A 22,681-nucleotide genomic window follows, 5' to 3' on the forward strand; every position below is an offset into this window, starting at 1 on the left:
GAAGAGAGTTAGGCATCTTTCGCCTACTCTCTTCTGTTACGTCAGAATGAACTTGGAGTGAAAACAGTGAAAATAATTGTCCAAAAATTTGGCGGTACATCTGTCAAAGATGATCAAGGGAGAAAAAGGGCACTTGCACATATCTTATCTGCAAAAGAGAAAGGCTATAAATCGGTCGTTGTCGTGTCTGCGATGGGACGAAAAGGCGATCCTTATGCGACAGATACACTTCTTGGTCTGCTTTACGGCAGTGCGCAGCATATGACAAACCGAGAAAAAGATTTACTCGTGTCTTGCGGAGAAAATATTTCAGCTGTTGTTTTTTCAAGTATGCTGAATGAAAACGGGCTAAAGGCTGTAGCGATGACTGGATCACAGGCAGGCTTTGTGACAGATAAAGAACATACAAATGCGAAAATTATTGACATGAAGTGTGAACGTCTTGAGGCGGCACTTTCAGAGCATGATGTGGTTGTCGTTGCTGGATTCCAAGGCGCTGCAAAAAATGGAGACGTGACAACAATCGGACGAGGCGGCAGTGATACGTCAGCTGCTGCGTTAGGCGCTGCATTGCAGGCAGATTTCATCGATATTTTTACAGATGTAGAAGGGGTCATGACAGCAGATCCTCGTATCGTAGAAAATGCAAAACCACTGAGAGTCGTGACATACACAGAAATTTGTAACCTCGCATACCAAGGGGCAAAAGTCATTCACCCGAGAGCTGTTGAAATTGCCATGCAAGCAAAAGTACCAATGAGGGTCCGTTCAACATACTCTGATGATGAGGGCACACTCGTGACATCGCACTACTCAGATAAAATGAGTCATGATGTGTACGACCGCCTGATTACGGGTATTGCACATGTCAATGATGTCACACAAATCAAAGTCCCAGCTAAAGAGGGGCAGTACAGCGTACAAACAGAAGTCTTTAAAGCAATGGCAAATGCCCAAATCAGTGTCGATTTCTTCAACATTACACCGAGCGAAATCGTCTATACGGTGACAGGTGCAATGACTGAAAAAGCAACGGCGATCCTAAAAGATCTAGGCTATACGCCGATTGTCACGACAAACTGTGCAAAGGTATCAGCTGTTGGAGCAGGCATTATGGGTGTACCAGGTGTCACATCTAAAATTGTATCTGCACTTTCTGAGCAAAATATTCCGATCTTACAGTCCGCTGACAGTCATACGACGATTTGGGTGTTAGTGAACGAAGAAAACATGAGAGCGGCTGTCAATGCCCTTCATGAAGTGTTTGAACTTTCAAGATAAATGTGATTGAATCATGATGAGGTGAAAAAAATGAATTTCGGAAATATCGCAACAGCTATGATTACACCTTTTGATAAAAAGGGCAACATTGATTTCCAAAAGCTATCAATTCTCATTGATTACTTGTTAAAAAACGGCAGTGACTCTTTAGTCGTTGCAGGGACAACAGGCGAATCGCCAACTTTATCGACTGAAGAAAAAGTCGCTCTTTTTCAGCAATCGGTGAAATTAGCAAATGGTCGTTGTAAAATCATTGCAGGAACAGGCAGTAATAACACAAATGCGTCTATTAAACTAACGAAAAAAGCAGAAGAAGCGGGCGTTGATGCAGTGATGCTTGTCGTACCTTACTACAACAAGCCATCACAGGAAGGCATGTATGCACACTTTAAAGCAATTGCCGAGTCTACATCTCTTCCTGTCATGCTTTACAATGTACCAGGAAGAACGGTTGCTTCATTAGCACCAGAAACAACGATTAAGCTTGCGCAAATACCGAACATTGTCGCAATCAAAGAAGCAAGCGGTGATCTAGATGCCATGACAAAAATCATTGCAGAGACACCAGAAGATTTTGACGTTTACTCTGGTGACGACAGCCTAACGCTTCCTGCGGTTGCGATTGGTGCAAGAGGAGTCGTCTCAGTGGCTTCTCATATCGTAGGCCTTGATATGCAACAAATGTTAAAAAGCTACGCTTCAGGACAAACAGCGAATGCGGCATTGATTCATCAAAAGCTGGTGCCGATCATGAACCAGCTGTTCTCAGCGCCAAATCCAACGCCTGTCAAAACAGCTCTTCAGCTGAAAGGATTAGATGTCGGATCCGTTCGACTCCCGCTTTTACCTTTATCAGAAGAAGAAAGACTGAATTTAAGCAGCGTATTAAACAGCTGATCAAAACAAAAAAATTCGTAAGCGGTCATTCTCAGATGTCCCTGAGTATGACCGTTTTTTATACATAAACACTTTCTTAAAATGTGACTTCATCTTGTTTTCTAAAATTAGATTCAGTTATAATAGCATTAAGCGATGATGGACGGGCTTGAGACTAGGAGGATAAGAATTTTGAAAAAGAAAAATACAGAGAACGTAAGAATTATTGCACTGGGAGGCGTTGGAGAAATCGGGAAAAACTTATATGTCATTGAGATTGATTCCGACATATATGTTGTAGATGCAGGACTCATGCATCCAGAAAACGAAATGCTAGGCATTGACGTGGTCATTCCTGATATCTCTTATTTAACAGAACGAGCTGATCGGGTGAAAGCAATTTTTCTTACCCACGGACATGATGAAGCAATCGGAGGCGTATTCCATTGCTTAAGTAAATTGTCTGTACCAGTTTACGGCACGAAGCTGACCCTTGCGTTACTTCGAGAAAAGTTAAAGCAATACGGCTTCAATCAAAAAGCTGATTTGCGTGAGGTTCATGCAAAGTCAGTCATTACATTTGAAACAACAAAGGTATCATTCTTTAGAACGAATCACAGTATTCCTGATTCAGTCGGAATCAGCTTCAAAACATCTCTTGGTTCAATCGTATGCACAGGTGATTTTAAATTTGATCAAACCCCAGCGCTTAACCAAGCCTGTGACATCGGAGAGATTGCGAAAATTGGAAACAATGGCGTTTTAGCACTTCTTTCAGACAGTGCAAATGCTGAAAAACCAGGCTATACACCTTCTGAGGCGCTCGTCCAAGACGAAATCTCAAATGCGATGTACAATGCTGAAAATCGTGTGATTGTCGCTGTATCTTCATCAAATATTAACCGTGTACAGCAGATCATTAATGCCACAAACCAAAATGGCCGTAAGCTTGCAGTAGCAGGGAAAAATATGATGACAACGCTTCAGCTTGCGATCAAACTTGGTTATGTGACAGCAGACGAAGAATTATTTGTTCCAGTCCAAGAAGTGAAAAAAATGGCGAAAAACAGTGTGGTCATTCTCACAGCAGGAAGCCACGGTGAGCCTCTCGCTGCTTTAACAAAAATGGCGAAACAAAATCACAAACAGCTTCATATTGAAAAAGATGACACGGTTGTGATTGCGTCCACACCTCTTCCAGGACAAGAACTCACCTATTCCAAAACGGTGGATTTCCTTACAAGAAGCGGAGCACAAGTGATTTTTGCTCAAAAACGTGTGCATGTATCTGGACATGGCTGTCAAGAAGAGTTAAAGCTCATGCTGAACTTACTGAAGCCAAAGTATTTAATTCCAGTAAACGGCGAATATCGCATGCAAAAAGCACATTCTCGTATTGCTGAAGAAGTGGGCATGAAACGAAGCGACATTTTCTTAATTGATAAAGGGGATGTTGTGGAATTTAGAGGTCAAAACGTCAAAATCGGTGAAAAAGTACATCAAGGGAACATTTTGATCGACGGTCTTGGTGTTGGTGATATTGGGAATATTGTCTTACGTGATAGACGCCTATTGTCTCAAGATGGCATCTTAATTGTGGTCATTACGCTCGATAAACAAAAGAAACAATTAATTTCTGGACCTGAGATCATCACAAGAGGATTTGTTTATGTAAGAGAATCCGAAGAGCTGATTGTGAAAGCAACAGAAATGGTCAAAGGGATTGTGAAAGAGCAAACGGAAAACTCAATTGTTGAATGGTCAACACTGAAACAATCCATGCGCGATGTACTAAATCAATTCCTATATGAAAAAACAAAACGTAAGCCAATGATCATTCCAATTATTATGGAAGTGTGATGAGAAAAGTCCAAAGAGCACAAGCTCTTTGGGCTTTTTTGATGTGACATGATGAATGCGGATGGAATGTGACGATCTTGTTCATAATAGGAGGAGAGTTTTTAGGAAAGGATGGAGACAAATGGACGAACAGAATGAACAGCAGCCTGAGCGAAAACCAGAAGAAAAAGATAGCATTATGAGCAAAATACAACAGCTTGGTGAAACAGCCGTCCCGCAGTTGTCACAAGATACAAACATACATTGCCTGACTATTATTGGACAAATTGAAGGGCACATGCAGCTGCCGCCACAAAATAAAACAACCAAATACGAACATGTCATTCCACAAATCGTAGCAGTTGAACAAAACCCAAAAATTGAAGGACTTCTTATCATTTTAAATACAGTGGGCGGCGATGTAGAAGCAGGACTAGCCATTGCGGAAATGCTCGCTTCTTTATCCAAACCGACTGTATCCATAGTGCTTGGCGGCGGCCACTCTATTGGGGTCCCAATCGCCGTATCGTGTGATTATTCATACATTGCCGAAACAGCAACGATGACCATTCACCCTGTACGCTTAACCGGTCTAGTCATCGGTGTTCCGCAAACCTTTGAATACTTAGATAAAATGCAGGAAAGAGTCATTAATTTTGTCACGAGTCACTCAAACATTACAGAAGAGAAATTTAAAGAGCTTATGTTCTCTAAAGGCAATCTAACAAGAGACATCGGGACAAATGTCGTTGGCCATGAGGCGGCTGAATACGGACTGATGCATGAAGTCGGCGGCGTTGGACAAGCGATTAAAAAGCTGAACGAGCTTATTGGAGAACGGGCTGCACAAAACGAGGGGCTGATCCAATGATTTTATATACACCTATGCCTTATGAAGCCATTTACGCTGAGGAACAAGGAGAACGCAAACTCCAGCAGGTAAACATTCAGGGCGTGCCAGTGATGGTTGAAATGAAAGAAGATGAAGCGGAAATCGTTCAAGTGATGAGTACGAATCCAATGGACTTTTTGAATCAAGAGCTTGCACCAGGTAAGCGATTGAAGTTACATTTAGGCACCAATCAAACCGACTCATATGAATGATTCTATGCTATAATAAAGGGAAAACTTACAACAAGATGCAGCCAAAACCAGGCTGCTTTCTTTCTGATCTTTTCGTAGGTTATATTTTCTTTTGTAGTAAGGTGATGAGTATGGCGAAAAAGAGAAAACGTAAAACAAGAAAAAAACAAAATAAACAACTAAAACTGAAATATGAACTAAATGGGTTAGTCTGTATTGCCATAGCGATCATTGCCATTTTACAGCTAGGTGTAGTTGGACAAACCTTTGTACATCTATTCCGATTCTTTGCAGGTGAATGGTTTATTCTCTGCCTTATCGGATTATTTCTTTTTGGTGTGACGATCTTTTGGAAAAAACAAATTCCTGATTTACTGACAAGAAGAAAAGCAGGTTTATACTGCATCATTGCGAGTATCTTGCTTCTGTCACATGTGAAGCTTTTTCAGCATCTTTCAGCTGCAGGCGTGATAGGCTCTCAAAGTGTGATCAGAAATACGTTTGAGTTATTCTTAATGGATATGAAAGGTGAAACAGGCTCGCCCGATTTAGGAGGCGGTATGATCGGTGCCGTATTATTTGCGGCCTCCTATTTCTTGTTTGCACAAGCAGGGTCGCAAATCATGGCCATTGTGCTGATGCTGATCGGAATTGTTCTAATCACAAACCGGTCACTGCAAGAAATGGTCAAAAAAGTGACGCTGCCTGTATCACAATTTTTGGTGAAGCAGTGGAAAGCATTTATTGAAGATATGAAAGGCATAAGGAAGGCGAAAAAAAATGCACCTGCGCAGAAAACAAGTGAAAAGAAAAAACGTTCACGCATACAAGAAGAGGCCGAAGAAGATCATGATCATATCTTGATCGAGGAAGAAGAGCAGGCTTCTGACAATCGTCAGCCGATTATCTCAAGTTTTGCTGATCGAGATGACATGCTCACACCGCCGGTTCAAAAAGATCAGCCGGTCAATGAGCCAGATCCTCTTCAAGAAACTGTACAAGGCACTCCGTCTCATGATACAGGGGACGAACCGAAAGAAGCTCCGCCTATGACGTTTACGGAGCTTGAAAATAAGGATTATGAGCTGCCATCGCTTGATATTTTAGCTGAGCCGCAGCATTCAGGTCAGCAAACAGATAAGAAGAATATTTATGAAAATGCAAGAAAGCTTGAAAAGACCTTCCAAAGCTTCGGTGTAAAAGCAAAAGTGACACAAGTTCATTTAGGGCCGGCCGTCACAAAATATGAAGTATACCCTGATGTCGGCGTGAAGGTAAGTAAGATCGTCAACTTGAGTGATGATCTAGCCCTTGCATTAGCAGCAAAAGACATTCGAATTGAGGCGCCGATTCCTGGCAAATCCGCCATCGGAATTGAAGTTCCCAATGCAGAAATTGCGATGGTTTCTTTAAAAGAGGTTTTAGAATCGAAACAAAATGACCGCCCAAATGCCAAGCTACTCATCGGACTGGGCCGAAATATTTCTGGTGAAGCTGTGCTGGCTGAAATGAACAAAATGCCGCATTTACTTGTGGCTGGCTCGACAGGAAGCGGAAAAAGCGTATGTATCAATGGCATTATCACAAGTATTCTCATGAGAGCAAAACCTCATGAAGTGAAGATGATGATGATTGACCCGAAAATGGTCGAATTAAATGTTTATAACGGCATCCCGCATCTGTTGGCTCCAGTTGTAACCGATCCTAAAAAAGCCTCACAGGCACTTAAAAAAGTGGTGAGTGAAATGGAGCGCCGTTACGAATTGTTTTCGCATACGGGCACAAGAAATATTGAAGGGTACAATGATTACATTAAACGAATGAATCAATCAGAAGAGGCGAAGCAGCCAGAACTCCCTTATATTGTCGTCATTGTAGACGAGCTTGCTGATTTAATGATGGTTGCTTCCTCTGATGTGGAAGATTCCATTACAAGGCTTTCTCAAATGGCACGTGCTGCAGGGATTCATTTAATTATCGCCACACAGAGACCTTCGGTTGATGTCATTACTGGTGTCATTAAAGCCAATATTCCATCCCGTATTGCATTTAGCGTATCGTCACAAACCGATTCAAGGACCATTCTTGATATGGGAGGCGCAGAAAAATTGCTGGGCAGAGGGGATATGTTGTTCTTACCGGTCGGTGCGAACAAACCAGTTCGTGTACAAGGCGCCTTTTTATCAGATGAAGAAGTGGAACATGTCGTTGATCATGTCATCACACAGCAAAAAGCACAATATCAAGAAGAAATGATCCCTAGTGAAGAAACGCAAGATCAGCTTGGGGCTGTGGACGACGACTTATATGATGAAGCAGTTGAACTGATCATTGGCATGCAGACGGCCTCTGTTTCTATGCTGCAAAGGAGGTTCCGCATTGGTTATACTCGTGCTGCACGTCTTATTGACGCAATGGAAGAGCGCGGGGTTGTCGGACCATATGAAGGAAGTAAACCGAGAGAAGTCCTCCTTTCAAAAGAACAACATGACGAGCTCTCTTCATAATTCGAAGAGAGCTTTCCCATCATAAAGTTAACGATATAAAGATTATGTTAACTGGATGTCAGACTATTTATTTATTTGCAAAAACATGATATAGTTATGTTCATCTTATCTCGGAATAGAGATTTCTCATCTTATCATTTGCATTGATTAGACGGAGGGAAAACATGTCGACCAAAACAGACAATCGCCATTTATATTTGAAAGTGATTGACCGTATTAAAGAAGATATTCAAACAGGCGTATATGCCGAAAAAGAAAAGCTGCCTTCTGAATTTGAGCTCTCAAAGCTTTTAGGCGTGAGCAGAGCGACACTTCGTGAAGCCCTTCGTATATTAGAAGAAGAGAAATATTTAATAAGAAGGCATGGTGTGGGGACTTTCGTCAACTCAAGACCGCTTTTTTCTACTGGCATTGAACAGCTGACAAGTGTTACAAAAATGATTGAACAGGTCAATATGACGCCAGGTACCATCTTTTTGTCCTCACAAGAAGGGGAGCCGACAGAGAATGATGTCATTCGTTTTCAGTGTGACGAATCCGAGAAGGTTTTTTCAATGGAACGCGTTCGAACAGCAGATGGACAGCCAGTCGTCTATTGTTTAGATAAAATTCCGGTCAAACATCTCCCCGCTTCTTTTACTCATGAGGAAGAATCGCTTTTTGAGCTGTTTGGCAGAGAACCGCACAGTGGAATTAAATATGCAGTGGCAGACATCGAACCGATTGGTTATCACGATCAGGTTTCACCGATATTAGAATGTGACCCAGAAACAGCGTTACTCTTACTGAAACAAATGCACTATGATCAAGATGATCAGCCGGTCTTATACTCGCTCAATTATTTTCGAGCGGATAAATTCAGCTTCCATGTCATACGTAAACGATTTTAACAAAGCAGTCGCTTCCATAGGCGGTTGCTTTTTGTTTGTCTATACATAAAACTCGTGAAACATGCCACACTAATACGTAACAGTATATAGAATTGGGTGAATGATGTTGGGCGAGAAAACGGTCAGTAAAAAGAATATTATTGCATTATCATCAGTGCCTCTAATCATGACACTTGGGAACTCGATGCTAATACCCGTATTACCAGAGATAGAAAAGAAACTCTCAATCACTTCCTTTCAAGTGTCACTCATTATTACGGTATACTCCGTTGTGGCGATTTTGTGTATTCCGATTGCTGGTTATTTATCTGACCGAATTGGGCGGAAAAAGGTACTTTTGCCGTGTCTTTTAATCGCAGGACTTGGAGGAGCTGTGGCAGCTGTTGCCTCAACCATCATGAAAGAACCCTATATGTGGATTTTATTTGGCAGAGTCCTTCAAGGAGTTGGCTCAGCCGGGGCAGCACCTGTCGTTATGCCGTTTATTGGCGATTTGTTTCACGATGATGAAGAGGTAAGTGCAGGACTTGGAGCAATTGAAACTTCTAATACAGCTGGAAAGGTACTAAGTCCTATTATTGGGGCACTTCTCGCTTCTTGGTTTTGGTTTGTACCGTTTTGGTTCATTCCATTCTTTTCAATCATCAGCTTTGTGATGGTACTGTTTATGGTTGAATCCGCAAAGAAAGAGGAAGATCCGCCTACATTTAAAGAGTTTTTAAAATCAACAAAGACAATTTTTAAGCATGAAGGACGCTGGCTTTATGCCATTTTTGCTATTGGCGGTTTTATTATGTTTCTTCTTTTTGGCGTGCTCTTTTATTTGTCAGATAACCTAGAGGCAGCGTATCAAATAACGGGTGTCAAAAAAGGCTTGCTGCTAAGCATCCCGCTCCTTTTCTTATCAATCAGCTCATACATTGCGGGGAGAACAATCGGAAAAGAAAAGGGGAAAATGAGGATATTTCTCATCGTTGGTATGGCTCTTTTATCACTTTCGTATATATTTTTATGGTGGAATCACAGTTTTTACGTGTTGTTTGTCTGCTTAAGTATTGGCGGCGTAGGGATTGGCATTGTGCTTCCAGCACTTGATGCATTGATAACAGAAGGGATTGAAAAAGAGCAGTGCGGAACCATTACGTCATTTTATAGCAGTATGCGGTTTATCGGTGTTGCTTTAGGACCTCCAATTTACGCATTTCTTATGGATAAAGGAGACGCCATCGTTTTTATTCTATCGACCATATGTAGTCTCATATCATTATTTTTGGTCCTCTTTTTCATCCAGCCAGATGAAAAGGATGAAAGTGAACAATTGAAAACGGTTTAAACATAGAAAAAAGACGGTATTTTGCCATCTTTTTTCTTTTTTATAAATTGACATGTAAAATTTTGATAGTTAAACTAATGTATAGTAATATCTTTTAAATTATCCCAAATAGGAGGTGTTCAAAAACATTCATTTTCTGCCTTTGTTTTAAGGCAGAAATTGAGCTCGTGGCTGATGATGGATATGCGTTTCTTCAACACGAAAGGACAATTGAATAGGTCATCCTGCCATTAGCACGTTGAAGGAGACGAAGTCAGCACTTCAGACACGCTCAAAAACAGCAAATTGATTGATGAACTAGAAGGAGCTTGAAGCAGCTATGTTGCAAATAATTAAAGCAAGATGGATTGTATTAATGGTGTGGATGATAACAGCTGTGATTCTGTTTATTACTGCGCCCGATTTAGAGGAATTAACAAGAGAAAAAGGGCAGTTAAAGGTTCCAGAGGGGACACCAACAGCTGAGGCACTTCACTTATTGGATAAGCTTTCAGATCATAATGGGAAAAAAGATACTGGTGTGATTGTATTCTCCGAACAACATTTGTTCCCTGCCAAAGAGCAGGAATTAAAAAAGGCTTTAGCTGCACTCATGACACATGCCCCAGAACTCCACATTGACGGAATTACTTCGTATTTTCATGTAGATCGTGACATTCAAAAACAACTTTTATCAAAGGATAAAAGTACACTTCTTGTTCCATTCAAATTCGACCACTACGAAACAAAAGCTGTGAAGGTTAAAGAACGAATTGAGGAAGTTTTAAAGCCCTACAACGTCTCATATGAAATGACAGGTCAAAAATTTGTGGACTCAGATGTCATTAAAAGCTCTCAACAAGGTCTGAAGAAAACTGAACTTATCACGATGATTTTTATTTTCTTTATTTTAATAATTGTATTCAGATCGATACTGGCACCTGTTGTTCCGCTTATTACGATTGGCATTTCTTATGCTGTCAGCCGGTGTATTGTGGCTTTTCTCGTAGAATATACACCATTTCCTATTTCTAATTTCACTCAGATTTTTATGGTAGCTATTATGTTCGGTATAGGAACGGATTATTGTATATTACTTTTAAGCCGTTTTAAAGAGGAGATTGGTCAGGGGCGTGATGTCAAAGAATCGATTATCATCACGTATCAATGTGCAGGGAAAACAGTCTTTTTCAGCGGCTTAGCTGTGTTAGTCGGCTTCTCAAGTATTGGTTTCGCAAAATTCCAATTGTACCAATCAGCCGTCAGCGTTGCCGTAGGCGTTGGCATCCTGCTCATTGCACTTGTCACAATCGTTCCCTTTTTTATGTCGGTTTTCGGAAAATCCCTTTTTTGGCCGTCTAAAAGAGAAAACATTCATCATCCACAAAGTAAGATTTGGGAATGGGCTGGGCGCTTTTCATTTAAAAGACCGCTCATCAGCTTAGGTGTAGTTGCACTCATCACTGTTCCTCCGATTCTGATGTATGACGGCACTCTTTCTTATAATAGTTTAAATGAGATTGGGACAAAGTATGAGTCAGTGTCTGCATTTAATACGATATCTGAGCAATTTGGCTTTGGTGAAGCGCTGCCGCTGAATGTGCTTGTCGAAAGTGACAATGAGCTCGATAATCAAGAAAAGATTGTCATGATTGAAAAACTGACCCGTAAGTTAAATGACATTGAGGAAGTGAAAGCGGTTCGCAGTGTCACTCGCCCAGTTGGAGACGGGTTAAGTCAGCTCTACGTTACCTCTCAAGCGAAAGAGCTGGGAGGAGAGCTTGGGAAAGGTCACGAGGGCATCGGGAAAATTACAGATGGCTTGACCGAAACAAACTTAGCACTTCTCAAACAAAAACCAAAAATTGAAGAATCCGCTAAAGGGATTGATCAATTGATTGATGGGACAAAAGCCATCAAAGGCGGTATCGGAGAAGTGAGGAAATCACTCATTTCTTTAGAGGATGGTGTGAGGCGCAGTAAAGAGGGCGTAGGAACCATTCGCACTGAAATCAAACAAGCGAAAAAAGAATTAGAGCAAGAATATCGCAGAAGTGAAACCATGATTCAAGATCTTGAACGAGTCGTAAGCACACTGGAAGGTCACGCAACATCAAATGAGCAGCTGATGACAACGATTAAAAAAGTGAAACAATCCTATGAAAACGTATCATTTGAAGGGCTTGAAAACCGGCTTCCAGAAATCAAAGACATGAATGAATATAAAGAAATCAAAAAAGTATTCAAAGACACAAAAGGAATGCTCGATCAAGCTGGAGAGCAAATGAGTGTCTATGAAGAGGAAGCATCTGCCTTTAAACAAAAGATCAAGAAAGCAGATCAAGTCATTCAAACGTTCTCAAGCAAGCAAAAAGAAATCAAACAACAAGTAAAGGCGCTGATGACAGGTCTAGATCAAATTTATGATGGTCTTGATGAAACGAATAAAGGCCAAAAACAGCTCATCAAAGAAATGCCTAAAATTGAAGATGGCGCAGATCAGCTGACAGATGGCCAAAAAGCCGTGAAAAAAGGGTTTAACCAGCTATCATCTAAACTATCACTATTAACAGATGGATTAGATGAAAGTATTTCCGGACTTGAGCAAGTAAAAAGCGGCTTTACCGAGGCAGACAGCTACTTAAAACAGCTTCAGGAAGCACCAGATGAAGAAGTAACGGGCTGGTTTATACCAGAAGAAGTATTGAAACGCCATGAGTTTAAGAAAATATTTAATACGTATATGTCCCCAGATCGCAAATTAACAACCTTTGAAGTAATTTTAAATGTAAATCCATACAGCAATGAAGCAATGAAAGGTGTAGCAAAAATCGAAGAAACCCTTGATCAATATTTACCTGTAAGTGGTTTGAAAAATGCCAATTACGGTGTATCTGGTATCTCCAGTTTAAATGTTGACTTAAAAGAAACGTCAGACGGTGACTTTATCAGAACGGTTATTTTCATGTTAATTGGTATCTTTATTATTTTAGTTTTATTACTAAGGTCAATCGTCATGCCGATATACTTAACACTTTCACTCATATTAACGTATTTTACATCCATTGGCTTAACAGAATGGATTTTCAAAACATTCTTTGGCTACGATGGTGTCAGCTGGGCTGTTCCATTTTTCAGCTTTGTTATCCTTGTGACCCTTGGCATTGATTATTCGATCTTCCTGATGGATCGCTTTAATGAATGGAAGGGAGAGCATGTTCAAGCATCCATGATATCAGCGATGAGAAATATGGGGTCCGTCATTATTTCAGCAGTTGCTATTTTAGCGGGTACTTTTGCTGCGATGCTGCCATCGGGTGTATTATCATTAGTTGAAATTGCAACGGTCGTACTCATTGGACTTTTATTATATGCTTTTGTTGTTCTACCACTCTTTATCCCGGTCATGGTTCGCATCTTTGGAAAATGGAATTGGTGGCCGTTTAGAATGAAATAACAACCTGCGTCTCTGCTTTTAGCAGAGGCGTTTTTATTTCCTATCCTTTCCTCTGATTGATATAATGACTATTAAATGGCTGTTTCACGTATATATCAGCTATGTTCTAATACATAATAAATAGGATGAACAAAGGAGGTTTCTCATGAAGTACTTACAAGAGAAGACATTTGATACACCTGGTCTTCATACTCATATTGTCAAAACAGAAAAATTTAAAACCGTGACGATCCTTTTTAAAATGCTTGCGCCTTTATCCAAAGATGACGTCACCATGCGTTCTCTTTTCCCGCATGTGCTTTTAAGAGGAACAGAAAAAATGCCGAAAACGGGAGAGCTTCGTGCATATTTCGACGAGCTCTATGGGGCGACCGTTTCCGCAGACATGGCGAAAAAAGGTGAAAATCACATCATTACCTTCCGTCTAGAAATGGCGAATGAAAAATATTTAAAGGATCAAACCCCTTTACTAGAAAAAGGGATTGCCTTACTTTCTGAACTTTTATTCCACCCGTACGTGGAAAACGGAGTATTTCATGAATTGTATGTTGAGCAAGAAAAACGAACATTGAAACAGCGCATTCAAGCCGTTTATGATGACAAAATGCGCTATTCAAACTTAAGACTTGTGCAGGAAATGTGTAAAGGTGAGCCATATGCACTGCACGTTAATGGTGAAATGGAAGACGTCGAAGCGATTACGTCAGAAGCGCTCTTTAAAGCATACGAGCATGCACTTAAGTCCAACCAGCTGGATCTCTATGTTGTAGGAGACGTTGATGAACAAGATATCAATCGAATGGTCTCGCAATACTTTAAAACAAGTGAAAGAGAGCCGGTCAAACAAAATACCGAATCATCAAGATCACAAATAGAGCCAAAAGAAGTCATTGATGAAGAGGACGTAAAACAAGGAAAGCTGAACATTGGCTTTCGCACACATACAACGATAGCAGATGAAGATTATCCGGCGCTGCATTTGTTTAATGGCATATTCGGCGGCTTCTCTCATTCAAAGCTATTTATCAATGTGCGGGAAAAAGCAAGTCTTGCGTACTATGCAGTCTCTAGACTTGAGAGCTTTAAAGGTTTGATGATGGTCATGTCAGGAATTGAAGTCGGCAACTATCAGCAGGCAGTAGACATCATCAAAGAACAATTTGATGCCATGCAAAAAGGCGATTTTTCTGATGAAGCAATTGAACAGACAAAGGCTGTCGTCAAAAATCAGCTACTCGAAACCATTGATACGTCTTATGGAACAGCGGAATACTTATATCAGCATGCCGTCGTGCCAACAGGGGAGAGCCTCGATTCCTTTTTAGAAGCGTTAGACAGAGTGACAAAAGAGGACATCATCAAAGTGGGTCAAAAAATCGAATGGGATACGACCTATTTTCTTAAAGGAACGGAGGGTGCTTCATGACAGTGAAAACAATTCAATTCGACCAGCTGCAAGAAACGGTCTATCACGAAAAAATGGATAGCGGACTTGACGTCTATGTACTGCCAAAGCAAGGGTTTAACAAAACCTATGCAACCTTCACAACAAAATACGGTTCTGTCGACAATGAATTTGTGCCGCTTGGCAAAGAAGACATGATCCGAGTGCCTGATGGAATTGCCCATTTCTTAGAGCACAAGCTGTTTGAAAAAGAAGATGGAGATGTGTTTCATACATTTAGTAAACAAGGAGCATCCGCAAATGCTTTTACGACATTTACGAGAACAGCTTACTTATTCTCAAGCACCTCAAATGTCGAACAGAATCTTGAAACACTCATTGATTTTGTGCAAGAGCCTTATTTTACTGAAAAAACGGTCGAAAAAGAAAAAGGCATCATTGGTCAAGAAATCAACATGTATGATGACAATCCAGATTGGCGTTTATTCTTTGGTCTGATCGAAAACCTCTATCAAGAGCACCCAGTGAGAATTGATATTGCTGGAACCGTTGAAAGCATTGCGCCAATTACGAAAGACCATTTATATGAATGCTACGAAACGTTCTATCACCCAAGCAATATGCTTCTTTTTGTAGTGGGTCCTGTTGATCCGGCGCAAATTTTAGACCAAGTAAGAGCGAATCAGGCAAAAAAACCATTTACCGATCAGCCGGATATTCAGCGGAAAGAGATCAATGAACCTGATCGTGTATACCGAAAAGAATACGAACTGAAAATGAATGTACAAGGTTCTAAATGTATGTTTGGTTTGAAAACGAAAAACCCGCATAAAAAAGGAAAACAGCTCCTCAAACATGAGCTTGGCATGAATCTTATTTTAGAGACATTGTTTGGTAAAAGTTCTCTGCAATACGAGCGTATGTATGAAAAAGGCTTGATTGATGAGACATTCAGTTACGATTATACGGAAGAAGGCGGTTTTGGCTTCACTTCAGTTGGCGGAGACACAAATGACCCTGATCAACTCGCAGATGAATTAAAAGAAACGCTTCTTCAAGCAAAAAGCCTGATCACAGAAGAAAAGATTGAACTTGCGCGCAAGAAAAAAATTGGCAGCTTTTTAAAAGCTATGAACTCCCCAGAGTACATCGCCAATCAATTCACTCGATACGCATTCTTAGAAATGAGCTTATTTGATGTCGTGCCAGTACTGGAGCAAATCCAATTAACAGATATTCAGCAAATCTTAGACGAAGAAATTGATGAAGAAAGAATGTCAGTTTTTAAAGTCGTACCGAAAGCAAAATAAATGAAAAAAAGACAAACTCAACGTATAAGAGTTTGTCTTTTTTGTGTCCAGCTAAAGAAAGCGCTTTATATGCGAAGATATTGATTGACAATTGTTTCAGTAATTAGTTAAACTCTTTAATAGTTAAACAATCAAACTAAAGGAGTAGCATATGGTACAAAATAAAATTGCCCAGCTCATCCAGAGATATGCGGACGTCTATCTCATGATGGAAAAAAAAGTATCGAGTATGATCACGGAAAAGCTCGATAAAGAACTGACACTTGATCAATATTACTCGCTTCGATACATCAATTTACACCCAGGATGTACATCAACAGACCTTGCCATCGAATGTAATGTCAACAAAAGTGCTGTGACATCCATGACCAATCGTCTTTTTAATAAAGATTATATTTATCGAGAGCATGATCAAGCTGATCGAAGAAACGTTCATCTTTATGTGACACCCGAAGGAAAAGAAGTGGTCAGCCGAATGGAAAAGCAGCTTCAGGATCTTGTTCGGTCATATTTAGAAAAATTTGATGAAAAAGAAATCGAATCATTTATTCAAACATATGAAAAGATTTATCAAATTATCATCGAAGAGGAGGCACAACATAGTAATGAGAGCAATCATAAAGGGTAGATGGCTGATCACGATCCTTTGGGTCGTACTAGCGGCTGTATTATTAATCACCGCCCCTAATATGGCGCAATTAACAAAAGAAAAAGGGCAGATTTCTGTTCCAGATGGTTATCCCTCTTCCTACGCCGATCAATTATTAAAGAACATGTCTGAAAATGGGGATACGGAAAAATCAATCGTCATTGTCTTTCAAGGAAAGGATATCGTCAAAGAAAGAGAAGCCTCTTTAAAGAAAGCGATGGAGATTTTAGAAAAGGATCAAGATCTCCATGTTGAAGACATCACTTCTTATTTTGATGCAAACAAAGATATCAAAAAACAGATGCTCTCTAAAGATCAAACAACACTTCTTGTTCCAGTTACATACGACTCGAACAAAATCAAAGCATCCGATTTTAAAGAAAGAGTCAATGAAAAGCTTAAGAGCCTGAACCTGAAATTTGAAATGACAGGGCAGCCGCTAATCGACGATGATGTCATCACAAGCTCACAAGAAGGTCTGAAAAAAACGGAATTCATTACAATTGGGTTTATTTTAATTGTTCTTGTGCTTGTCTTTAGATCCGCAGTGGCACCGTTCGTTCCTTTAGTGGCTGTGGCGCTTTCCTATTTGGTCAGCCAATCCATTGTGGCTTACCTAGTAAAGTATGTTGATTTTCCGCTCTCGACCTTTACCCAAATTTTTATGGTCGCCATCATGTTTGGGATTGGAACCGACTACTGCATCCTGTTGCTAAGCCGGTTTAAAGAAGAACTATCTCACGGAAAAGATAAGATTGAGGCGATTATTACAACATATAAGACGGCAGGTAAAACCGTTTTATTCAGCGGAATTGCTGTCCTCATTGGTTTTACGTGTATCGGTTTAGCCCAATTCCAACTGTATAAATCAGCTGTCGCCGTGGCGGTTGGTGTCGCCGTGTTAATTGTGGCACTGCTCACTGTCGTTCCATTCTTTATGGCGGTTTTAGGAAAAGTGTTATTTTGGCCGATCAAAGGCGATATTGCCCACCCGCAATCGAAAATGTGGGAAACAGCCGGTCGTTTTTCATTTAAGAAACCACTTCTCAGCTTGCTAATCGTTGCAATTATTACCCTTCCAGCGATTCTTATGTATAAAGGAACACTTTCATATAACAACCTAGACGAAATCGGCAATAAATACGAATCCGTCAATGCATTTAATACGATCTCTGACAAATTTGGACCAGGTGAAGCCCTTCCAGCAACCGTTGTCGTGAAATCATCCGATCTTTTAGACAATAACGAAGGTCTGATTGCTGTTGAAAAACTAAGCCGCGCCATTGAACAAACAGATGGCGTGAGTAAAGTAAGAAGTGCGACACGCCCTGTTGGAAAAGGACTGAATGATCTGTACGTGAAATCTCAAGCCAAAGAGCTAAATAACGGGCTTGATAAAAGTAACGAAGGGTTGAAAAAGATCCAAGATGCTCTTACAACCATGAGTAAATCAATCGAGGATCAAACACCACAAATTAAATCATCTGGAAAAGGCATTAACAAATTGATTTCTGGAACCGAATCCGTAAAATCAGGTATTCAAAACGTCGAAAAATCGATGAGAGAACTGCAAACCTATATCGATCAAAACAAAAAAGGTGTTTCTGAAATTAAAGAAAGAATAAAGGGTGCGAAAAAGGAATTAACAGATCAAGTCGAACAAGTGAATCAGCAAGTGGCACTGTATAAAAGCATTTCCAAAGAATTAAAAGCAGCATTGGCACAAGTCGATACGTCATCCTCTGCCGCAGCGGATGTGAAAGCTTTGATCAGTCAAGCAAATAAACAGTTCAGTACACTTGAGCAGCAAATTCCGCAAGTGAAAGAAAACCAATCATATCAAGCCATCAAAGCTTCATATAACGAACTTTCTACTACCTTGCAAGAAGGCGCTAAACAGGCAGACAGCTATGCAAAACAAGCAAAAGAAGCAAAAAAACAGCTTGAAGCAGCAGATGCTTTTATCGCAAAAGCTTCAGAGCAGCAAAAAGTGTTTACAAATCAAATTGATGAGCTAATTGCTGGCTTAGAAGCCATTGAAAACGGGCTAGATCAAACGTCTAAAGGCCAAGGACAGTTAGCTGATAGTATGCCTAAACTTGCAAATGGAGCCGGCGACATCATTCATGGTCAAAAACAAATGAAAGAAAAAATTGGCGGCTTTGGTGACGATCTGACCAAGCTGACAGATGGTCTAAACAAAAGTGTCGACGGTCTTGAGAAAATTTCAAACGGCTTAATGGGTGCAGGAGACTACTTAGATGAACTGAAAAACGCACCAGATCAAGACATGGCCGGTTGGTTTATTCCAAAAGATGTCCTAAAAAATAAAGCTTTCAAGCAAGTGTTCGATTCCTATATGTCTGATGACCGCAAGATGACAAAGATTGACGTCATCTTAGAAGACAATCCATATGGAAACGACGCCATGAAAACGATTAAACAAGTAGAGGCTTCCGTCAAACGTGCACTTCCTGAAACAAACCTAAAAGATGTTTCATTTGGCGTATCTGGTGTATCAAGTATGAACGCTGATTTAAAACAGCTGTCAGACCAAGACTTCAATAAGACGGTTTTTTACATGATGATCGGTATTTTCTTAATACTAGTGATTCTCTTCCGTTCTCTCGTGATGCCGCTTTACTTAGTTGGATCGCTGATTTTAACGTACTTTACCGCTATTGGTGTAACAGAATTTATTTTCACCCATTTCTTCGGATATCCGGGCATCAACTGGGCTGTTCCATTCTTTGGCTTTGTCATCTTAATGGCACTAGGAGTCGATTATTCGATTTTCTTAATGGAACGTTTCAATGAATACAAAACGAAAGACATCCAGTTTGCCATGACTGAATCAATGAAAAATATGGGATCTGTTATTATGTCTGCTGCCGTCATTTTGGCAGGAACATTTGCAGCGATGCTGCCATCAGGTGTATTGTCACTCTTACAGATTGCAACACTTGTTCTCACAGGGCTTTTATTGTATGCGCTCGTTGTGCTACCATTGTTCGTACCTGTGATGGTCAAATTGTTCGGATCAGCGAATTGGTTCCCATTTAAACGAAAAGAATAAGGATTCCATAAAGAAAGTAGGAACAAAGTATGAGTCGTTGGGCACTGATTACTGGTGCCAGTGGCGGAATTGGGCAGGCGACAGCTAAAAAGCTTGCCCAAGAAGGCTGCCATCTGATGCTCCATTATCATCAAAATGAACAAGCGGCTAGTCGTCTTTCCGCTGATCTCAAAGAAACATATCAAGTAGAAACGCACGTCGTCCAAGCTGATTTAGCGAAAACAGGCGGAGCAGCAGAGCTTGTCAGCCGCCTGCCGCTTGATCCAGATATTCTTGTTTTAAATAGCGGAAAGAGTCATGTTGGTTTAGTGACAGATACTGAAAAAGAAGATCTAGCCAGCATGGTGCAGCTTCATGTGACAAGTCCTTATGAGCTTACCCAATCTATTTTGCCTGCCATGATCCAAAAAAAGTCAGGTCATATTATTGCAGTTAGCTCGATATGGGGGGAAACGGGTGCCTCGTGTGAAGTACTGTATAGTATGGTCAAGGGTGCTCAAAATGCTTTCATTAAAGGGCTTGCCAAAGAGCTTGCCCCAAGTGGAATTAGAGCAAATGCAGTCTCACCAGGTGCTGTTCAAACTGATATGATGAAAAGCTTCACACAAGAAGACCTTGCGATGATGGAAGAGGAGATTCCGCTCGGCCGTCTTGCCGCACCTGAAGAGATAGCCGATGTCATTTGGTTTCTCGCCTCAAAGCAGTCAAGTTATATGACAGGTCAAATTTTATCCGTTAATGGCGGCTGGTACTGTTAAAAACGTGTATAATTCGTCACTCCATGACAAAAGCTATGGCTGTAATTCATCTTTTCGAATGGAGGAATCGACATGTCAGTACTTGAGAACTGGGACCATTGGAAAAACTTTTTAGGAGACCGTTTAAATCATGCGCAGGATAAAGGCTTAAAAGATGATACTATCAATAACCTTGCGTATGAAATTGGCGGATACCTGGCTAATGAAGTTGAAGCAAAGAATGAGCAAGAAAGAGTACTTGCTGACCTTTGGAGCGTCGCATCAGAAGATGAGCAGCGCGCAATTGCCAATATGATGGTCAAACTGGTTGAAAATAATAGCTCGCACTAAACAAAAAGAGGGGTCGTTTGTGCCTCTCTTTTTATTTTAACTGTTTCACAACATTGTGCTTTCTAAAAATGTGAAAATGCTTTATGATAAAGGAAGGTAAAAATTTGCCACAATGAAGGGGGTAATATCATTTGGCAAAGCTCGAATGGTATTTTGAATATGAGATACAGGTGAACCGTCCCGGACTTTTAGGAGACATTTCTTCTTTAATGGGGATGCTTTCAATTAATATTGTGACAATTAATGGTGTTGATGTATCAAGACGCGGCATGCTTCTTCGCTGTGACCACACAGAACAAATTAAGCGCCTTGAATCAATTTTAAATACAATGGAAACGATAAAAGTAACGAAACTAAGACAGCCAAAACTTCGTGACCGTTTAGCTGTTCGTCATGGAAGATACATTCAGCGTGATGCGGATGACAAAAAGACGTTCCGTTTTGAAAGGGACGAGCTTGGTCTACTTGTTGATTTTATGGCTGAATTATTTAAAAAAGAAGGACATAAATTGATTGGAATTCGCGGAATGCCGCGGGTTGGAAAAACAGAATCAATTGTTGCTTCAAGTGTATGTGCAAGTAAGAGATGGCTGTTTGTATCGTCGACTCTTTTGAAACAGACCATTCGCAGTCAGCTGATTGCAGATGAATACAGCCCAGATAACGTCTTTATTATTGATGGGATTGTGTCGACAAGAAGAGGTTCTGAAAAGCACTTGCAGCTTTTAAGAGAAATTATGAGACTGCCTGCTACAAAGGTGGTAGAGCATCCAGATATCTTTATTCAAAATTCAGAATATACAATGGATGATTTCGACTACATCATTGAATTGCGTAATAGTGCAGACGAAGAAATTACATACGAGCACGCTGAAGAACCACAAGTGTTTGATCATTCTGGTTTTTCTGGCTTCGATTTTTAATATGGTAATGGTAGGTGTTTGTTTTGACTGAATTGGGAAAACGGCTCGTTGAGGCCAGAGAGGAAAAAGGGATGTCGCTGGAGGATCTGATGGCGGCTACCAAAATCCAAAAGCGCTATTTGCTAGCAATAGAACAAGGAAATTATGATATCATTCCAGGTAAATTTTACGTCAGAGCGTTTATTAAACAATATGCCGAAGCCGTTGGACTGAATCCTGAACAATTGTTCGAAGAGTTTCGTAAAGATGTACCAAGTACGTATAACGATGAAGTGTCTGATAAATTATCAAATATTAAACCGCAAAGAGAGCTGCCAAAGCCTGCCTCAAAGGTACTAGAGCTGCTTCCGACGATTTTAATCATTGGAGGGATCCTTGTGGTGATCGCTATCATTTATGTGATCGTTCAAGCGGTTAATCATGATAGCGGACAAAAAAATAATCAGGCGGCTCCTCAGCAATCAGAATCAAAATACGAAGTGTCTGAGGATTCATCGCTTGCAAAGGATCAAAAGAAAAAGGATAAAGCTTCGTCAGATGATCAAGAAAAATCATCTGAAAAAGACGATTCCTCAAAGGATTCATCTAAAGACGATGAAGATGTTTCTTTGAAGGCGACGGATACAGAGGGTTCTACGACTACGTATGAAGTATCAGGTGCAGAAGAGATGGAGCTAACCATTTCTGCCTCACAAGCTTCATGGCTTCGTGTGAGAGACGAATCTGGAAAAGTGCTGAAGATGGGTGAATTGAAAGATGGCGAATCGTTTAAAACAGACTTGACTGATCTTTCCCAAGTCGATATCCGCTTAGGAAATGCATCGGGAATCGATATTAAAGTCAATGACGAAACGCTGAAGTACGAATTAGACCCTAAAAACACCATGACACAAAACATTGTGATTGTGAATAAAGGAAAGGAAAAGTCATCTTAAGCAAGTAGATGACTTTTCTTTTGTTCCTACTATTATATACATAAAAAAAT

Annotated in this window: 17 protein-coding genes; all 17 read left to right on the forward strand. The window is 40.4% G+C overall.

Annotated features, from left to right (window positions below; translation table 11 throughout):
- Positions 1-66: 66 nt before the first annotated feature.
- A complete protein-coding gene (dapG, locus tag MHI58_RS08600) occupies positions 67-1,281 on the forward strand; it encodes an aspartate kinase (protein ID WP_025207348.1) in 1,215 nt (404 codons plus the stop codon).
- A gap of 30 nt (positions 1,282-1,311) precedes the next feature.
- A complete protein-coding gene (gene dapA, locus MHI58_RS08605) occupies positions 1,312-2,178 on the forward strand; it encodes a 4-hydroxy-tetrahydrodipicolinate synthase (RefSeq protein ID WP_019744174.1) in 867 nt (288 codons plus the stop codon).
- 171 nt (positions 2,179-2,349) lie between these two features.
- On the forward strand, positions 2,350-4,017 hold the full coding sequence (gene rnjB / locus MHI58_RS08610; RefSeq protein ID WP_008344715.1) for a ribonuclease J2: 1,668 nt from the start codon (positions 2,350-2,352) through the stop codon (positions 4,015-4,017).
- A 121-nt stretch (positions 4,018-4,138) separates the two neighbouring features.
- Positions 4,139-4,867: a ClpP family protease gene (locus MHI58_RS08615; protein WP_008344713.1), complete on the forward strand. Its 729-nt coding sequence runs from the start codon at positions 4,139-4,141 to the stop codon at positions 4,865-4,867.
- Positions 4,864-5,100 carry a YlzJ-like family protein gene (locus MHI58_RS08620; RefSeq protein WP_008344712.1) on the forward strand — a complete coding sequence of 79 codons (237 nt, stop codon included), beginning with the start codon at positions 4,864-4,866 and terminating at the stop codon, positions 5,098-5,100. The genes MHI58_RS08615 and MHI58_RS08620 overlap by 4 nt, the downstream gene beginning before the upstream one ends.
- Positions 5,101-5,210: 110 nt before the next feature.
- The gene (locus MHI58_RS08625) at positions 5,211-7,586 is read left to right on the forward strand and encodes a DNA translocase FtsK (protein ID WP_045034290.1); all 2,376 of its coding nucleotides are present in this window, start codon (positions 5,211-5,213) and stop codon (positions 7,584-7,586) included.
- Between the two features lie 164 nt (positions 7,587-7,750).
- A complete protein-coding gene (locus MHI58_RS08630) occupies positions 7,751-8,476 on the forward strand; it encodes a GntR family transcriptional regulator (RefSeq protein WP_008344706.1) in 726 nt (241 codons plus the stop codon).
- Between the two features lie 100 nt (positions 8,477-8,576).
- The gene (locus tag MHI58_RS08635) at positions 8,577-9,809 is read left to right on the forward strand and encodes an MFS transporter (RefSeq protein WP_193804284.1); all 1,233 of its coding nucleotides are present in this window, start codon (positions 8,577-8,579) and stop codon (positions 9,807-9,809) included.
- Between the two features lie 319 nt (positions 9,810-10,128).
- The gene (locus MHI58_RS08640) at positions 10,129-13,245 is read left to right on the forward strand and encodes an MMPL family transporter (RefSeq protein WP_041507270.1); all 3,117 of its coding nucleotides are present in this window, start codon (positions 10,129-10,131) and stop codon (positions 13,243-13,245) included.
- A 145-nt stretch (positions 13,246-13,390) separates the two neighbouring features.
- Positions 13,391-14,671, forward strand: a complete 1,281-nt coding sequence (locus MHI58_RS08645) for a pitrilysin family protein (protein WP_041507269.1) — start codon at positions 13,391-13,393, stop codon at positions 14,669-14,671.
- Positions 14,668-15,960: a pitrilysin family protein gene (locus MHI58_RS08650; protein ID WP_045034291.1), complete on the forward strand. Its 1,293-nt coding sequence runs from the start codon at positions 14,668-14,670 to the stop codon at positions 15,958-15,960. Before MHI58_RS08645 ends, MHI58_RS08650 begins: the two co-directional genes overlap by 4 nt.
- A 151-nt stretch (positions 15,961-16,111) precedes the next feature.
- The gene (locus MHI58_RS08655) at positions 16,112-16,588 is read left to right on the forward strand and encodes a MarR family winged helix-turn-helix transcriptional regulator (RefSeq protein WP_024720380.1); all 477 of its coding nucleotides are present in this window, start codon (positions 16,112-16,114) and stop codon (positions 16,586-16,588) included.
- Positions 16,566-19,685 (forward strand): MMPL family transporter, encoded by a 3,120-nt coding sequence (locus tag MHI58_RS08660; protein ID WP_045034292.1) that lies wholly within the window; start codon positions 16,566-16,568, stop codon positions 19,683-19,685. The genes MHI58_RS08655 and MHI58_RS08660 overlap by 23 nt, the downstream gene beginning before the upstream one ends.
- A gap of 29 nt (positions 19,686-19,714) precedes the next feature.
- Positions 19,715-20,443, forward strand: a complete 729-nt coding sequence (locus tag MHI58_RS08665) for an SDR family oxidoreductase (RefSeq protein WP_024720382.1) — start codon at positions 19,715-19,717, stop codon at positions 20,441-20,443.
- Positions 20,444-20,515: 72 nt separating this feature from the next.
- Positions 20,516-20,773, forward strand: coding sequence for a DUF3243 domain-containing protein (locus MHI58_RS08670; protein WP_003211590.1), 258 nt, complete (start codon positions 20,516-20,518; stop codon positions 20,771-20,773).
- Between the two features lie 131 nt (positions 20,774-20,904).
- Positions 20,905-21,696, forward strand: coding sequence for a DUF3388 domain-containing protein (locus MHI58_RS08675; protein ID WP_039166619.1), 792 nt, complete (start codon positions 20,905-20,907; stop codon positions 21,694-21,696).
- A 23-nt stretch (positions 21,697-21,719) separates the two neighbouring features.
- Complete coding sequence (locus MHI58_RS08680) at positions 21,720-22,631, forward strand: helix-turn-helix domain-containing protein (protein ID WP_045034293.1); 912 nt, start codon at positions 21,720-21,722, stop codon at positions 22,629-22,631.
- Positions 22,632-22,681: the final 50 nt, after the last annotated feature.

It is taken from the genome of Bacillus sp. FSL K6-2869 (assembly GCF_040869405.1).
Classification (GTDB): Bacteria; Bacillota; Bacilli; order Bacillales; family Bacillaceae; genus Bacillus; species Bacillus altitudinis.

Coding starts and splice junctions, on each gene's coding strand:
- dapA (WP_019744174.1), top strand. CDS start 1,312: ATGAATTTCGGAAATATCGCAACAGCTATGATTACACCTTTTGATAAA.
- MHI58_RS08665 (WP_024720382.1), top strand. CDS start 19,715: ATGAGTCGTTGGGCACTGATTACTGGTGCCAGTGGCGGAATTGGGCAG.
- MHI58_RS08660 (WP_045034292.1), top strand. CDS start 16,566: ATGAGAGCAATCATAAAGGGTAGATGGCTGATCACGATCCTTTGGGTC.
- MHI58_RS08625 (WP_045034290.1), top strand. CDS start 5,211: ATGGCGAAAAAGAGAAAACGTAAAACAAGAAAAAAACAAAATAAACAA.
- MHI58_RS08650 (WP_045034291.1), top strand. CDS start 14,668: ATGACAGTGAAAACAATTCAATTCGACCAGCTGCAAGAAACGGTCTAT.
- MHI58_RS08630 (WP_008344706.1), top strand. CDS start 7,751: ATGTCGACCAAAACAGACAATCGCCATTTATATTTGAAAGTGATTGAC.
- MHI58_RS08615 (WP_008344713.1), top strand. CDS start 4,139: ATGGACGAACAGAATGAACAGCAGCCTGAGCGAAAACCAGAAGAAAAA.
- MHI58_RS08620 (WP_008344712.1), top strand. CDS start 4,864: ATGATTTTATATACACCTATGCCTTATGAAGCCATTTACGCTGAGGAA.
- MHI58_RS08635 (WP_193804284.1), top strand. CDS start 8,577: ATGATGTTGGGCGAGAAAACGGTCAGTAAAAAGAATATTATTGCATTA.
- MHI58_RS08655 (WP_024720380.1), top strand. CDS start 16,112: ATGGTACAAAATAAAATTGCCCAGCTCATCCAGAGATATGCGGACGTC.
- MHI58_RS08670 (WP_003211590.1), top strand. CDS start 20,516: ATGTCAGTACTTGAGAACTGGGACCATTGGAAAAACTTTTTAGGAGAC.
- MHI58_RS08645 (WP_041507269.1), top strand. CDS start 13,391: ATGAAGTACTTACAAGAGAAGACATTTGATACACCTGGTCTTCATACT.
- MHI58_RS08640 (WP_041507270.1), top strand. CDS start 10,129: ATGTTGCAAATAATTAAAGCAAGATGGATTGTATTAATGGTGTGGATG.